Source organism: Halomonas sp. SpR1 (assembly GCF_031010175.1).
GTDB lineage: Bacteria > Pseudomonadota > Gammaproteobacteria > Pseudomonadales > Halomonadaceae > Vreelandella.
This window is the reverse complement of record NZ_JAUAMB010000010.1, coordinates 89,931-105,864: the sequence shown is the minus strand read 5'-3', so window position 1 is coordinate 105,864 and position 15,934 is coordinate 89,931. Positions and strand designations below refer to the sequence as shown.

At 57.3% G+C, this 15,934-nt stretch carries 11 protein-coding genes; 4 read left to right on the top strand and 7 right to left on the bottom strand.

Annotation, left to right across the window (positions count from 1 at the left end):
- The first annotated feature begins 63 nt into the window (after positions 1-63).
- Positions 64-996, top strand: a complete 933-nt coding sequence (locus tag QT231_RS09680; RefSeq protein WP_308336691.1) for an ion transporter — start codon at positions 64-66, stop codon at positions 994-996.
- A gap of 163 nt (positions 997-1,159) precedes the next feature.
- Here QT231_RS09680 and QT231_RS09675 read toward each other — a convergent pair whose 3' ends face one another.
- Entirely contained in the window at positions 1,160-1,783 is a 624-nt protein-coding gene (locus tag QT231_RS09675; protein WP_308336690.1) for an L-threonylcarbamoyladenylate synthase, read from the bottom strand.
- Positions 1,784-1,897: 114 nt separating this feature from the next.
- Complete coding sequence (locus tag QT231_RS09670; RefSeq protein ID WP_308336689.1) at positions 1,898-2,827, bottom strand: PHP domain-containing protein; 930 nt, start codon at positions 2,825-2,827, stop codon at positions 1,898-1,900.
- A gap of 144 nt (positions 2,828-2,971) precedes the next feature.
- Between QT231_RS09670 and QT231_RS09665 the strand changes: the two genes are divergently transcribed.
- Both QT231_RS09665 and mnmC read left to right on the top strand, forming a co-directional pair.
- The gene (locus QT231_RS09665) at positions 2,972-3,271 is read left to right on the top strand and encodes a YciI family protein (RefSeq protein ID WP_308336688.1); all 300 of its coding nucleotides are present in this window, start codon (positions 2,972-2,974) and stop codon (positions 3,269-3,271) included.
- A gap of 158 nt (positions 3,272-3,429) precedes the next feature.
- The gene (gene mnmC / locus QT231_RS09660) at positions 3,430-5,439 is read left to right on the top strand and encodes a bifunctional tRNA (5-methylaminomethyl-2-thiouridine)(34)-methyltransferase MnmD/FAD-dependent 5-carboxymethylaminomethyl-2-thiouridine(34) oxidoreductase MnmC (RefSeq protein ID WP_308336687.1); all 2,010 of its coding nucleotides are present in this window, start codon (positions 3,430-3,432) and stop codon (positions 5,437-5,439) included.
- 74 nt (positions 5,440-5,513) lie between these two features.
- On the opposite strand, the gene QT231_RS09655 is transcribed toward mnmC, so the two are convergent.
- The 4 genes from QT231_RS09655 to QT231_RS09640 form a co-directional block, all read right to left on the bottom strand.
- On the bottom strand, positions 5,514-5,789 hold the full coding sequence (locus QT231_RS09655; protein WP_064235814.1) for a YheU family protein: 276 nt from the start codon (positions 5,787-5,789) through the stop codon (positions 5,514-5,516).
- Positions 5,789-7,834: an NAD-dependent DNA ligase LigA gene (ligA, locus tag QT231_RS09650; RefSeq protein ID WP_308336686.1), complete on the bottom strand. Its 2,046-nt coding sequence runs from the start codon at positions 7,832-7,834 to the stop codon at positions 5,789-5,791. The genes QT231_RS09655 and ligA overlap by 1 nt, the downstream gene beginning before the upstream one ends.
- 155 nt (positions 7,835-7,989) lie before the next feature.
- Complete coding sequence (gene zipA, locus QT231_RS09645; protein ID WP_308336685.1) at positions 7,990-9,828, bottom strand: cell division protein ZipA; 1,839 nt, start codon at positions 9,826-9,828, stop codon at positions 7,990-7,992.
- Positions 9,829-10,267: 439 nt separating this feature from the next.
- A complete protein-coding gene (locus QT231_RS09640; protein ID WP_308336684.1) occupies positions 10,268-11,158 on the bottom strand; it encodes a LysR family transcriptional regulator in 891 nt (296 codons plus the stop codon).
- Positions 11,159-11,256: 98 nt separating this feature from the next.
- On the opposite strand from QT231_RS09640, the gene QT231_RS09635 reads away from it, so the two are divergent.
- Complete coding sequence (locus tag QT231_RS09635) at positions 11,257-12,426, top strand: mandelate racemase/muconate lactonizing enzyme family protein (protein WP_308336683.1); 1,170 nt, start codon at positions 11,257-11,259, stop codon at positions 12,424-12,426.
- Position 12,427: 1 nt separating this feature from the next.
- Here the strand turns inward: QT231_RS09635 and smc are convergent, their stop codons facing one another.
- Complete coding sequence (gene smc, locus QT231_RS09630) at positions 12,428-15,922, bottom strand: chromosome segregation protein SMC (RefSeq protein WP_308336682.1); 3,495 nt, start codon at positions 15,920-15,922, stop codon at positions 12,428-12,430.
- Positions 15,923-15,934 lie beyond the last annotated feature (12 nt).

Genomic DNA, 15,934 nt, shown 5'->3' with positions numbered 1-15,934 from the left:
GTTAAGCTCCTTTATTAAACACTGACTTCAGGATAGCACTCAGGCTCACTTCAGGATGATGCAATGAATTTACACTTAACCCCTGGCGGAGAAGGCCTGCGCGCGCGGCTGTTTCATATCATTTTCGAGTCTGACACACCGGGCGCTAAGGCGTTTGATATCGCCCTGATCGGGGCGATTTTGTTAAGCGTGGGCGTCATTCTATTGGGCAGCATTGAGAGCTATGCCGAGCGCTACGGGGAGCTGTTTTTCTACATTGAGTGGCTCTTTACAGTGCTGTTCAGTATCGAGCTGGTTGTGCGCATCTACTGCCTGGAACGCCCGTTACTCTATCTAAAAAGCTTTTATGGCATCGTCGATTTAATCGCTATTCTACCCACTTGGCTGGTGCTTCTGGTGCCGGGCGCCCATGGGTTAGTGATTGTTCGCATACTCCGGGTACTGCGTATTTTCCGCATTTTGCGCCTGATGGAGTTTGTTGGTGAGGCACGCTTGCTATTAGACGCCCTCAAACGCAGCCTGCGTCAAATACTGCTGTTTTTCTGCTCTATTTTTATGGTGGTGACGCTGTTTGCCGCCTTGATGTACACCATCGAATCCCCCGAAGCAGGCTTCACCAGTATTCCCATGTCGATGTACTGGGCCATTGTGAGCATGACCACGGTCGGCTACGGCGACATTGTTCCCGCTACCGCCCTGGGTAAGGCGATCACCATGGTGCTGATGCTGCTGGGCTACTCGATTATCGCGGTGCCCACCGGGGTATTCTCCGCCCAGGTGATCCGTTCCATACGCGAGGATCGCTACTCAGACGAAGTCTGCCCCGGCTGCGGGCATGAACGCCATGAAAAACGCGCCCGTTACTGCCTGCGCTGCGGCACCTGGCTCGACGAAGACAGCGAAGACCCACGCAAGAAAGACGACGACAAAAAAGATGAAGCTCAAAAAAATAGCGACGAGGGAGACGCAGACAAAAACGCGCCCCAGGATAGCTAAAAAACCAATAGCCTAACCATGCCGTCAGAAAGAGGTAGCTTCAGCACGCACCTCTCCGGCTGCTCGCTTGAAGTGACACCTCCCGGCCGGATCTTGGCTCCAGTGGGAGGTAGCTTTAGCTCGCGACCGATTAGGCTGCCAGCAAGGCAGCCTCCAGCTAAAACTAAGCCTGAAAAGGCGTAATATCACCGCGCCCTTCGCGGATAATTTTCGGCGGCAGTTCACGCAGGTCAATAACGCTGGTGGGGTCTAAATGGCAGGCGCCGCCGTCGATAATGGCATCCAGGTGGGCGCCAAAGCGTTCGCGAATCTCTTCCGGGTCGTTCATGGGCAGGTCATCGCCCACCGGGATCAGCGTGACGCTCATCAGCGGCTCGCCTAATGCGGCCAGCAGCGCGTGGGTAATGCGGTGATCCGGCACGCGTACACCAATGGAGCGGCGCTTGGGGTGCAGCAGCAGGCGCGGCACTTCGGAAGTGGCATCCAGAATATAGGTGTAAGGCCCTGGCGTGTGGGCCTTCAGCAGCCGGAACACGTCGTTATCCACCTTGGCGTAGGTGCCAATTTCCGAGAGGTCGGAACACACCAGGGTGAAGTTGTGTTTATCGTCCAGTGAACGCAGCCATTTGATCTTCTCGATGGCTTTCTTCTCGCCCAGGTGGCAGCCGAGCGCATAGCCCGAATCAGTCGGGTAAGCCACCACACCGCCTTTACGAATGATGGCAATCGCTTGATCAATCAGGCGTTTTTGAGGGTTTTCCGGGTGAATCTGAAAGTATTGGCTCATTGGTAGCTCCTATCCGTAGGCTCTTCTTGTACCGCATTCGTACAACTGTACTCATATAAACGTATTCGTATAACCGTACTCTTATCACTGCACTTCTAAAACATAGCGTAAACGCTAAGCGGGTTCCCCTGCCGCCAGCATTCCAGCAGGCGCATCGCGCAGGTGCACCAGACGTGGGTGCTGCCATATGGGGGGTGCCGCCGTGCGCGGCACCAGGCTCATACTGCCGGGGGCCGAGTGGCTGCCGGGAAAGTGAAAATCACTGCCCATGGAAGCATACAGTTCGCGCTCCACTAGCTGACGCGCCAGATCACGGGTGCTATCCGGATTCTGCTGGCCGCTGACCAGCTCCACCGCCTGTCCGCCCGCGGCCTGGAAAGTATCCATTAATAGGCCACGCTTGCGCCGGGTTAAGCCGTGGCGCAGTGGATGGGCAATTACGGCCACACCGCCGGAGTCGACAATCCAACCTACCGCTTCGCTGATTTCCGGCCAGTGGGCTTTAACATCGCCCTTTTTGCCGCTGCCCAAATAACGCTTGAAGGCACTGGCCCAGTCGGGCACCACGCCTTCCTCCACCAGCGCGCGGGCAAAGTCCGGTCGGCCCAGGGGGCGGTCGCTGCCTGCGTGCAGGCGCGCTTTTTCCAGGGCGTTGGATAAACCGACTTTTTCCAGCCTTTCGGCGATGACTTCAGCACGCTGAATGCGCGCTTCACGCTGCTGAATCAGGCCTTCCACCATTGGCCCCTGCAAGCCGCCGGGCAACAGCGCCACTACATGAATATTGACCCCTTGCCAGCGTGTGGATAACTCGCAGCCGGGAATAAGACACAACCCAGATTGCTCCGCCGCACGGCCCGCTTCTTCAATGCCGTCCATGGTATCGTGGTCGGTGAGCGACATGTGCGTCAGCCCACGCTCAAAGCACAGTGTCACCAGCTCGGTGGGCGATAGTGCGCCATCGGAAGCGGTGGAGTGCATGTGCAAATCAACTGGGTAGCGCTGATCGGCATCAAAAGTATAGGGAAGTCGAGGCATAAGCATGACGCCGTGTGGGCAGTTTGTCAGAATGCGCTTTTCAGCTGTGAATAAAGTATTCGCAATGGGTAAGATATGGTGCGCGCTTATACCAGTGCGGTCAATTAACGGCCACTTTGCATCCTCGTTTAATCAAGGAGTTAACCCCAAATGCTATATGCCATTATGAGTGAAGATGTGCCCAATAGCTTAGAGCGTCGCTTGTCTGCTCGGCCCGACCATTTGGCGCGCCTGGAAGCGTTGCGCGATGAAGGCCGCGTGGTACTGGCTGGCCCTCACCCTGCCATCGACGCTGAAAACCCCGGCGATGCAGGCTTTTCCGGCAGCTTGGTAGTGGCGGAGTTCGACAGTCTGGAAGATGCCAAGGCGTGGGCCGATGCCGACCCTTACATGATTGCAGGGGTGTATGCCAAGGTAATTGTTAAGCCGTTCAAGAAAGTTTTGCCTTGACCCTTGTAGGCGAGTGTGGAGGGTTCGTCGGCTTTTTCACAGAGCCTGTGGAAAACTCTGTGCAAACCCGGCGGACGCTTTTCGCTAAGCCAGAGATTACGCCAGCGCTGACAAATTGATCATTTTTTAACCACCTAATCATCAATACGGATAACCGCGTGACCCAACGTTCAAACGCTTTGCCTCCGCTGGCGGCATTAACGACGCCTGCGCTTACCTGGAACGAGGGCGCCCCCCACGCAACCGCCTTTGATGACATCTATTTCACCCGTGGCGATGGGCGCGCAGAGACCGAGCATGTGTTTCTGGGTGCCAACCACCTTCCCGAGCGCTTCGCCGCCTGGGAGGCCTCGCGGCCCTTTGTGATTGGTGAAACCGGCTTTGGCACCGGGCTCAATATGCTCTGCGCCTGGGCCTGTTTTGAACAGCATGCCCCACCCAATGCACGCCTCCATCTGTTATCCACAGAGAAGTTCCCCCTTGAGCGTGAGGCGCTTGAACAAGCGCTCGCGAGCTGGCCCTCTCTCGCCAGTTATTCACAGGCACTCTGTGCCCAGTGGCCTGCCGCCGTTAGCGGTATTCACCGCCTGCACTTAACCGAGCGCATCACCCTGGATCTACATTTCGGCGACACCACTGAGCGTCTGGAACAGTTAGACGGTCAGGTCGACGCCTGGTTTTTAGACGGCTTTGCGCCCTCTAAAAACCCCGATATGTGGCAGCCGGAACTATTTAACGCCATGGCCGCCCGTTCACGCCCCGGCGCGACGTTCGCCACCTTTACCTGCGCAGGCATCGTTAAACGCGGCCTCAAAGCGGCAGGCTTTAACTGGAAGAAAGTACCGGGCTATGGCCGCAAGCGGGAGATGCTGGCAGGCAGCATCGAGACGCCGCCAGCGGATCAGCGCCGCCAGGCAACACCGTGGTTTACGCCACCCTCTTTGGCTTCAGTCAAGCACGTTGTAGTCGTCGGCGCCGGGCTGGCGGGAAGCAGCGTGGCGGCGGCGCTGGCGCGGCGGGGGGTTAAAGTAACCGTGGTAGAGCGAGAAGCCCCCGGCGCGGGCGGATCGGGTAATCGCCAGGGCGCGCTGTATGTAAAGCTGGCTGCTGAGACCAACCACCAAAGCCGGGTTTATCTCGCTGGGTTGCTGTATAGCCAGCGCTGGCTGGCAAAGCACCACGCTAAGCAAGTCTTATGGCAGCCCTGCGGCGTGGTGCAGTTGGCGAGCAGCGATAAAGAAGCCCGCCGCCAGCAGCGCTTTATGGAACAGCACCCGCTGCCTTGCGAGGTCGTCACCTCAATGGAGAACCCGGCGTTAACTGAGACGGCAGAGATCAGCATTAACGCTTCCCACGGGCTCTATTATCCACAGGCGGGCTGGGTAAGGCCTAAGGCGCTGTGTGAGCACTTGCTTAGCCACCCAGGTGTTGCCTTACAGCAAGGCGAGGTTAGCTCCCTGACCCAACTAGCGGATGGCTGGCAGCTCAACTTGGCCGATGGCAGCACGCTTGAGGCGGATCAGGTGGTGATTGCCAGCGCCCATTTGGCCAACCGGTTTGCGCAAACGGCGGAGCTGCCGCTGCAGTCGGTGCGCGGTCAGATTAGTGAATTGCAGCTACCCAAAGAAGTAGCAGGCCCTACGCGAGTGGTGTGCGCCGGGGGCTATGTGGCGCCTGCTTTGGAGGGCGTGCTGACCTTTGGCGCCAGCTTTGTGCCCAATAACGCAACCACCGATGTGACGATTGACGACCATCAGCGCAATATCGATGAGCTGCGCCAGACGCTGCCCGCCTTGGTAGAGGAGTTGGCTCAGGCAGGCATCGAGCTGACGCCGGAACACCTTCAGGGCCGCGCAGCGGTACGGGCAGCAAGCCCCGACAAAACCCCTTACGCAGGGCCGGTGCCGGTGACAGCCGCGTGGCAAGCGGATTACTCGCTGCTGAGTAAGGATGCCACCCGAGTGGCGGATACGCCGGGTGAGCACTACCCCGGCCTGTGGATATCCACGGCTCACGGCTCGCGGGGATTAGCCAGCGCGCCGCTATGCGCCGAGGTCATTGCCTCACGAATGTGTGACGAACCGATGCCCCTGGAAGCGCCGCTGGTGGATCACTTGCACCCAGGGCGGCGGATTATCAGCGCGATTATTCGTGGCGAGAACGCTTAAAAAGAGAGTCTGATAACGGCCCCTGTGGGAGGTAGCTTTAGCTCGCGACTATTTAGGCCGCAAGCCAAGCCAAATTAAATATCACCCTCCTCTTCATCGTCGGCGATATCGCGGCCAAACGAACGCCACCGCGCCAGAGTCATCACTTCGGTCATTTCCAGCTCAAGGTCATGGGCGATGATCAGCTCATTGCGCTCTAGCTGCTGTTTCAGCTCGGCTACCCAGCCGTGCATGCCCTCGCCGGTGGTATCGGTAGTGTCGTAGCCCTGGCGGGTCACAAACGCCTCTAGCAGGGCGTTGAGGGTATCCGGCGGCAGCATTCTGGCGGGTACTTCAATAAAACGGCTCATTAGCGTTGCTCCCACTCTGCCAAACGTTCAATAAAGGTAGCTTCGTCGACGACTTCCACGCCCATCTGTTCGGCTTTGGTGAGTTTACTGCCCGCCGCTTCGCCAGCGACCAGGCAGGTGGTTTTCTTCGAGACGCTGCCCGCCACCTTGGCGCCCAGCGCCTGCAGGCGCGCCTTGCCTTCATCCCGGGTCATACTCTCCAGCGAGCCGGTGAGCACCCAGGTCTGGCCTTCCAGCGGCGTGGGGCCCTGGGTGACTTCCGCCTCTTGCCAGGTAATGCCCGCGTCAATCAGCGCGGCGATGGTTTCCTGATTGTGCGGTTGGCGGAAGAAGGTATGCACATGGGCGGCGACAATGGGGCCGACATCGTTAACCGCTTCCAGCGCTTCCAACTCTGCGGCTTGAATGGCGTCCAAGGTACCAAAGTGGGTGGCAAGGTTGGCGGCGGTAGCTTCGCCCACTTCACGAATACCTAAAGCGTAAATGAATCGTGCCAGCGTGGTTGATTTCGATTTTTCGAGGGCGTTGACCAGATTAGTCGCTGACTTCTCGCCCATACGCGGCAGACTTTGAAGCTGCTCAACAGACAGGTGAAACAGCGCCGCGGGGGTTTCTACCCAGCCTAAATCAACTAACTGCACGATCAGCTTTTCGCCCAGGCCGTCAATATCCAGCGCTTTGCGGCTGGCGAAGTGCTTGAGCGCCTCTTTACGCTGCGCCGCGCAATAAAGGCCGCCGGAGCAGCGCGCCACCGCCTCGCCTTCGAGGCGCTCGATATCCGAACCGCACACCGGGCAGTGTTCGGGGAAAACAATCGCCTTTGCGTCAGCGGGGCGCAGCTCGGTATGCACGCTCACCACTTGGGGAATCACATCACCGGCCCGGCGAATCGAGACCGTATCGCCGATCATTACATCCAGGCGTTTAATCTCATCGGCGTTGTGCAACGTCGCGTTGGAGACCGTCACGCCCGCGACGGTCACCGGTTCCAGACGCGCCACGGGAGTAATCGCCCCGGTGCGGCCGACCTGGAACTCCACATCATTGAGGGTGGTGACCTCTTCCTGCGCAGGATACTTGAACGCCACCGCCCAGCGCGGCGCACGGGCAACAAAGCCGAGTTCACGCTGATGGCGTAGGTCGTTCACCTTGATCACCACACCATCAATATCAAAGCCAAGGTCGTCACGTTTTGCGCCTAGCTGCTCGCAGTAATCGGCAACGGCCTGGGGGCCTTTGACAATTTTGAGCTCACTGCTTGAACGAAAGCCCCAATCTTTGAGCCTTTCCATCTGGCGACTATGCGTAGGAATTACGCTGTCATCCAAATTAGCCATATTGATACGGGCAACTTGATAGGCGTGAAACTCCAGCGGACGTTTTGCCGTAATACGGGGATCCAACTGACGCAAACTGCCCGCCGCTGCATTACGCGGGTTGGCAAAGACCTTGCTGCCCTCCTCCCGGGCGCGCTCGTTCAGCGCTTCAAAGCCCGCATGGCGCATAATCACCTCGCCCCGGACTTCCAGCAGCTCGGGCACGTTTTTGCCCATCAGCTTTAGCGGCACCGAACGCAGTGTGCGCAGATTTGAGGTAATGCCTTCGCCGGTGCGGCCATCACCTCGGGTCGCTCCGCTTACCAGTACGCCCTGCTCATAGACTAGCGAGACGGCGGCGCCATCCAATTTTGGCTCGCAGGTAAACTCAACGTCGTCTGCGGCGCATTCAAGGCGCTCGGCCACCCGCTCGGCGAAGGCGTGGATATCGTCACGGCTAAAGGCGTTATCCAGTGACAACATGGGGATCGCGTGGGCCACCGAGGGAAAGCCCTCCGCGGGGGCGGCGCCAACGCGCTGGGTCGGCGAATCGGAAGTGACCTGTTCTGGATGTTCGCTCTCCAACTGCTGTAGGCGCTGAAACTTGCGATCGTAGTCGGCATCCGTGAGCGTCGGTTCATCGAGCACGTAGTAGCGGTAGTTGGCCTCGTCCAGGGCGGCCCGCAGTTGGGTAATCTCTTCCAGCGGTTGAGAATCAGACTGACTCATTTGAATGGGTTCCAGACTCGCAGCAAAGGTGCAAAAATTTGAACATACAAAATATGCTGCGTATTGAACAGAAACACCCGCCTTCTGGCAAGAAGGCGGGTGTTACGCTACAAGTGTTTCTAAGTATTTAGCAGACGACGTTTAGTGGGTGACGTTTAGCGTGCCTGCATCTGACGGTGCAGGCGATGGCGACGCTCAAATTCACGCACCCGCTGGCGGGCGAATTCGATTGTTTGCGCGGTCATTACACTGCGGTTTTCGTCTTTCAGCTCACCGCCCATATGGCGTACCACGACCATGGCGGTCTCTACCATCGCCTCAAAGGCAGCAGCGCTATCAATGGCGCCAGGCAACGGCATCAGCAGTGTGATACCGGGGGTCATAAACTCCCCCATCTTTTCGATGGGGAAAGTACCCGGCTTAACCACGTTGACCATCGAGAACTGCAGTTCGCTATCGTCACTCTCGGTTTCAAAGCGGTGGAAAACACCCATTGCACTACTGTAGCGCAACCCGCAGACCATCATCAGTTCCAGCAGCTTGGTACCGTCGAAACCTTCCGGGTCTCTGGAGAGAACGCTAATCACCACGACTTCTTCAGCATTGGAGAGCGTTTCCTTGGCGTGTTCACCGCTCACATCGTGGCGTAACGCTTTTTCTAACGTTGGGTGTACGCGAACTCTCTCATTCACCTCACGCTCGTCGGCAGCCTGGCTGTCATAAGCGTGAGCTTCGACGCTTTCTTCAAAACCAACTTCCTGGGAATATTCACTGGTTTCGTGGCGACGCGCCTCTTCGTCTGCGGCACGTTGCTGAGCGGCGAGCCTATCTGCTGCCGCCGCCGCACTAGCTGCTGCTTCTTCACGAGCTCGCGCCTGCTCTTGAGCGAGGCGAGCACGCTCTGCGTCGGCGGCTTCTTTGGCTTCACGCTTTTGCTCTGCTTCCAGCGCTTTGCGCTCGGCCTTCTGCTGGGCCAAGGCTTTATCACGTTCCACTTTCTCGGCTTTCTTACGCTGCTTCTCTTTACGCCGCGCAATCAAGCGACGCTTCAGTGACCGTCCCATACCTTCAAAGTCGACTAGGCGATACTCATCAACTTCATCATCGTCTAACTCGTCGTATTCGCCCACTGTGTCAGAGCGCAACTGACGCCGTTTAGGCGAGTGCTCATTGGCGTGTTTAGCAAATACGGCGTCTTCTGGCTCTGCTCGCAGTACCGGCTCTTGCTGATACTTTTGCTCAGACTCTGGTTCATGTTCTGGCTCTGAGCGAAGCGGTGCCGCCATTTCAGTATCTGCTTCGCTAGCGGACATCGAGATAGCGTCAGAAGCGGCTGGCTGAGTCGCTTCAAGATTAGTTTTAGCCACACTCGTTTCAGCAGCATCGGTTTCAGCGGTTTCAGCAACATCAGTTTTAGCCATCGGCGCACTGGGCGACGACGCAGCGTACGCAGGTTGCTGCTCGGTGCGTTGCTCCGGCTGCTGGGCAGCAGCCGCTTTGGCCGACGGCATATCAGTTGGCGAAGAGTCAGCCATTGAGATACTTGGCTCGCGACGATCATGCTCTGGCGCCGGTGTAGTAACAGCCGACGCTGCTTTAAAGGCAGTCGATGGTTGCGCCCTTAAGGCTGCTTTATCTAGTTTTTCTGCCTTATCTGCTTTGCGCTTGGCCGCTTTAGCAGAGGCTGAACGTCTAAACTCGGCAAGCACTCTGGAAGGCCCAGGATGCTCTTGACGTTCTAACTTTGGTTTATTACCTAAGCCACTATAGTCTGCGGGTTTAACAACTCGAGCACCGCCATTAGGAAGTTCCCAATTGATCTCCGCGGCTTTAGCAGCCTCTTCGGGATCATCTAGCGAACTGCCGGAAAGATCTTTCTCCGCCTGATCCAGACGGGGTACACGTCGCTGACGTTGAAGCCTTCGCGCACCGTCAATAACGATGAGCGATACCAACGCCAGCCCCAATATGATTAGCCACTCTCTTAGTTCCATGTCGAACGTTCCATGGTCGTCTTGCCGTTTGCTAAGGCACAGGGTCTAAAAAGGCATGCCTGAATTTGATAACTGTAACTGCTATTTAATAAATACTTGCACCAAGCATAGCGCGATTGTGGTGAAAATGGCCAATTTTTGCTGCATTTAACGCGATTTTCACGGCTTGGCAAAATTTTGAGACGCCTTAAGGCGAGAAATTTCGACCTTAACTTCAAACAAAAGTGCCACGATCATTTGATCTAACATCTATAAATAGCTTTATAAAGGAATCCTGGAAGCAAGAAAAGCCGTTTTGACAACCAACTCACCTGCCAGTGCATATTTTCTCTATAAGCCGTTTAACCATCCCCAGCGCCCTATTACTAAGGGTAATATAGTTAAGTTGGAGGCTTTGGCATATTTTTTTACCTTTTAGACTAGCATCAATCTCCCAATGTTAATCGCGTTCACGCTGATCTGTTACTCGCGCCCAGAAGTTTTCGGCCGCAATGCTTAATGGGGCTACTGGCCTCACGAGATGGATTTGCAACGCGATATCCCAGCTTTCATCAAACGCCCGTACCAATCGGCCATCGCTAATTTCTTGCTCTGCAAGGCTTTTTGGCAACCAAGCTACTCCTTTCCCCTCTAATGCCATCGACATCAATACGGCGGCCAGGTGACTACTAAACTGTGCTTTAAGCGCTAACACCTCGCTATTGTCGTATAAACGGTGAGCCACAATGCGCCCAAGACCCGACGCTTCCGTATAGGCCAAATAAGGCAATTGGTTGGCAGGGTTGCTCTCCAGTAACGAGCGGGCTACTAGTGCTATCAGGATGTCGTCGCCCACGTTTTGACTCACAAAGTGCTCCTGGGTCAATGGCGAAGGCACTTCAGGATGGCGATGACAGAGCAAAAATGGCACCTCGCCACGCACCAAGAGTTGCTCGCAGCCCTGCATGCTGTCTGAGTGAAGTTGGATCGCTTCAATCGGCGCGCCATTCTCGGTTTGGCGTATCCAGCGCGGAAAAAAGGTAAAAGAGAGCGAGTGAGTGGCGGCGAACTGAAGGGTCTTTGCCGCTTTACCGGCCACCTCTTGCGCTTCTTCGCGCAGTCGATACAGGCGATTTGTCGCTTCAAACGCTCTGGCTTGAATATGACTACCAGCTTCGGTAAGCGTAGTGCCTTGTGGCGTGCGTATAAACAGGCTGACACCCATCCACTGCTCTAACGAGCGAATGCGACGGCTAAATGCCGGCTGTGTGATGTGACGCGCTTCTGCTGCCCGCACGAAACTGCCGTGTTCTGCCAGGGCGATAAAATCTTCGAGCCAAACGAGTTCCATGAGCAATGCCGTTTCAGCATGGGGTAGCGCAGTAATAGCATTGGTCGCGCTGTATTGTCACGCTTAATGTGGGGCTGTTAACCACACAGGAGCACACCATGCGCATCGTTGAAATTCGCGAGAAAACCGTTTCTATCGCTTCGCCCATTGCCAATGCCTATATCGATTTTTCCAAAATGACCTGCTCGCTAGTTGCCGTGGTCACGGATGTGATCCGTGACGGTAAGCCTGTGGTTGGCTACGGATTTAATTCTAACGGCCGCTATGGACAGGGTGCGCTGATGCGCGAGCGTTTTTTTGACCGTATTAGTGAAGCCGAACCTGAAAGCCTTATTGATCAAGCGCATAACAATCTTAATCCCTTTGCAATCTGGAAAACCTTAATGACCAATGAAAAGCCCGGTGGCCACGGTGAGCGCTCCGTAGCGGTAGGCACAATCGACATGGCCGTTTGGGATGCGGTGGCCAAAATAGAAGGTAAGCCACTCTACCGGCTGCTGGCTGATCGGTACCGTAATGGCCAGACAGACGACAAAGTGTGGGTCTATGCGGCAGGCGGCTACTACTACCCTGGCAAGGATCATAGCAAACTACAGGATGAAATGCGCAGTTACCTGGATCGTGGCTATAGCGTGGTCAAAATGAAAATCGGTGCTGCATCGTTAGCAGAGGATCTACGCCGAATCGAAGCGGTCATCAAGGTCGTTGGTGATGGTAGTCGTTTAGCCGTGGACGCCAATGGTCGTTTTGATCAAGCCACCGCTATCGCCTACGCCGAAGCGCTAAAGCCCTACAAGCTGTTCTGGTACGAGGAGGCTGGCGACCCACTCGACTATGCCCTTCAAGCAGAGCTTGCCAACCACTACGAGCTGCCTATGGCCACCGGTGAGAACCTGTTCTCACACCAAGATGCGCGCAACTTGCTCCGCCACGGCGGTATGCGTGCCGACCGCGACTATGTGCAGTTTGATTGCGCACTCTCCTACGGCTTAGTGGAGTATATGCGTACCCTAAAAGTGATGGATGAGCTTGGCTGGTCATCGCGCCGCGTGGTTCCCCATGGCGGCCACCAGATGTCGCTGAATATTGCCGCGGGTTTACAGCTAGGCGGCAACGAATCCTACCCGGACGTTTTCCAGCCCTTTGGCGGCTTTGCGGATGGTATTCAGGTGGAAAATGGCTATGTGGGGCTGCCAGATATCCCTGGCGTGGGCTTTGAAGCGAAATCGGCGCTTTATGCGGTAATGCGCGAGCTTGGTGAAGGTTAACCTAATCAACCAACGCTGCTGCCTCTTCAATACCTACCGAGACTAACCGCGAGACGCCGGGCTCTTGCATGGTGACCCCCATCAGGCGCTCGGCGGCTTCCATGGCAATTTTGTTGTGGGTGATATAAATAAACTGAACGTTTTCAGACATTTCCTTCACTAGCCTAGCGTAGCGCCCTACGTTGGCGTCATCCAATGGGGCATCCACTTCATCCAGCATACAGAACGGCGCGGGGTTAAGCTGAAAGATGGCAAATACCAGCGACAGCGCGGTCAGCGCCTTCTCGCCGCCCGAAAGCAGGTGAATGGTGCTGTTCTTTTTACCCGGTGGGCGGGCCATTATCGCCACGCCGGTTTCCAACAGGTCATCGCCGGTTAGTGTTAACCAGGCGGCCCCGCCGCCGAATACGCGTGGAAAAAGGGTTTGTAGCCCGCTATTCACCTGATCAAAGGTTTCCCGGAAACGCACGCGGGTTTCCTGGTCAATGCGCTTAATTGCCCGTTCGAGGGTTTCCAGCGCCTCGGTTAGCTCGGCGTGCTGCGCTTCCAGATAGTTACGCCGTTCGGCCTGCTGGTCATACTCCTCAATGGCAGCCAGGTTGATCGCCCCTAAACGGCGAATTTTATCCGTAGTGCTTTCCAAGAGTTCCTGCCAACGGGTTTCCGTCGCTTCCTGGGGCAGTTGCTCGGCGAGAGTTTCGACGTTATGGCCTAATTCAGCCAGTTGCTCATCCTGGGTGGCGGCTTTGAGCGCTAGCGCCTGGGCATCCATACGCCGCTGCTGTAACTGCTCGCGGCTCTGTTCCAGGTTGCGCTCGTGCTGTTGGCGAGCCAGCTCATCATTGCGCAGCTGCTCTGCCAACCCCTGAGCCTGCTGTTTAGTGGCGTTTAAGCGACCCTCCTGCTGTTCGCGCTGGTGAAGCAGCTCTTCGAGCTCCTCCCCGGCCAGCTCGTCGGGCTCGAGCAGCATTTCCCGCGACTCTTCAAGCTCGGCAATACGTAGCGAGAGACGCTCTTCAGAGTCACTTGAGCGCGCCTGCTGGGAGCGCAGGCTATCGCGCTCGGCACTTAAACGTTCCCGCTCAAGTGCCAGCGCCTGCTGCTGTGCTTTGAGCGGAGCGTGCTGCTGAGTCAACTGGTCACGCGCTTCACGCTGCCGGTTGCGCTGCTCGGCGCTGGTTTCCCGCGCTTGCGCCGCGCTCTCTAACTGCTCCATCGCCACATGCCAGCGGGCGCGCTGCTCGTCGAGGGTAAGCGCTAACTCTGCTTCATCCTCTTGTAGCTGGGCAAGCTCTTCATCAAGCTCAGTGGCGCGACTCTCCAGATGCTCCAAGCGCTGGGCCAGGCTGCGTTCTCTTACTGCCAACTGCTGCAGGGTGGTAGCGTGGGCACGCTCCTGTTCGGCCTGCTGCTCGCGGGTCTGCTCTAGCGACTCAATGGCTTCACTGGCGGTTTCACACTGCGCTTCGGCCAGCGCTAGTGCTTCCTCTTCACTTTCACGTTGGGCGGTCAGTTCGGCGTAGCGGCGGCGGGTTAGTAGCAGCCCATCGATACCTTCACCGTTGGCCTGCTGGTTCAGCCAACCGCGGCCTAGCCAAACCCCATCCTGGCTCACCACGCTTTCGCCGGGGGCCAGGTGAGCTACCTGCAGCTTCGCCTCTTCAGCGGTTTGCGTATAGTGAATGCTTGCTAACCATTCGCCCAGCGCGCCAGCGCCTGAGACTAAGCTGTCTAATCGCTGGCCAGACGTCGAGGCGGCTGGCGACGTCTGATCAATCAGCCGCCACTCCGTGGCTAGGGCCTCCGGCAGAGCAGCTAGCTGATCACGCGCGACCATGCGAGCATTAAGCCATGGCGCCAGCAGCCAGGACACCAGTGTTTCCCAGCCGGGCGCTACCTGCAGCACTTCCCCAAGCTGGGGCGCATCCGCCAAGCCATGCGCTTCCAGCGTCGTGCCGATAGCAGGGTCGTGATCCGCCAAGGCGGCGTCCATTAATGCTTGCAGCGAAGCCAGTTCCCCCTGGCGCTGGCTGAGCTCGGCGCGCTGCTGATCCCGCGCCTGAGTTGCCTGCTGGTAAGCCACTTTGGCATCGCTGTAGCGCTGCTGCCACTGATCACGCTGGGTTTGAAAGCCTTCCGCCTGCTCCTCGGCCTCCGTCAACTGCGCTTGACACACCCCATGCTCTTCGCGCAGGGCGGTGAGATCGGCGACCTCGCTACGCTGCTGCCGGCGACGCTGGTTTTCCGCCTGGAGACGCGCAATACGCTGCTCAAGGTCGCGCAGTTGATCCTGGCTGCGATCTGCATCGCGGCTGGCATCGCGCCAGCGGGTTTCGGCATCGGCCCACTGCTGTTCAGCGGCTTCCAGCGCGGGGGTCGCGTCGGCTAGCGCTTGCTCCAGGCTTTCGAGCTGCTCTTCCAACGCTTCGTGCTCGGGGAGCAGATCGTCAAAGCGCTCGTCAATCGCGGCTAAACGCTCCTGATCGCCTTCGCTGACCCGTCGTTGCTCATCCAGCTCACGTCGGGCGGTGGCGATATCATTGGCCAACTGGGTTTCACGGCTGCGGCGGTGGGCCTGATCCTGCTCTAAACGCGCGATACGCGTGGTGGTTTCAAAAAACTGCTGCTGGTGACGATCAAGCACCTCTGAGAGTTCGTCATGCTGCTCCCGAGCCTGTTCCAGGCGGGTTTCGCACTGGCGTACGCCGAAGACATCTTTTTCAACGGCTATTTCCAACTCGCGAACACGGCTCTCCTGGTGGGACTGCTCCGCCCGCAAGGCGCGCCCGCGCAATAGCGCCAGCTCACCCTTGAGTCGATACTCCTGCTCTTTTAGGTCTTGATAGCGCTTGGCAGCTTCGGCCTGACGCTTGAGGCGCTCCAGCTGCTTATCCAGCTCTTCGCGAATATCATCAAGACGCTCCAGGTTTTCCTGGGTGCGCCGCATGCGGTTTTCGGTTTCCCGGCGGCGTTCCTTGTACTTGGAGATCCCCGCGGCCTCTTCCAGAGTCGAGCGCAGGTCGTCGGGGCGGGCTTCGATCAGCCGCGAGATCATGCCCTGACCGATAATCGCGTAGGAGCGCGGGCCCAAGCCGGTACCCATAAACAGGTCGGCGATATCCCGGCGGCGGCACTTCTGGCCGTTAAAGAAGTAGTTGGATTGACCGTCCCGGGTGACCAAACGCCTAACGGCGATTTCCGCGTACTGGGCGTAGACACCGCCCATACCGCCGTCGCGATTATCGAATTTGAGCTCTATAGAAGCCTGGCTAATCGGTTTACGGCCAGTGGAGCCGTTAAAGATAACGTCGGCCATGGATTCACCGCGCAGGGTTTTGGCGGAGGATTCCCCCATTACCCAGCGCACGGCGTCGATAATATTGGATTTACCGCAGCCGTTGGGCCCCACGATGGCGGTCATATTGCCATCGAAAGGCACCGTTACGGGATCCACAAAGGACTTGAACCCGACTAAGCGAATCGACGTTAAGCGCATACCGAAGCGGCG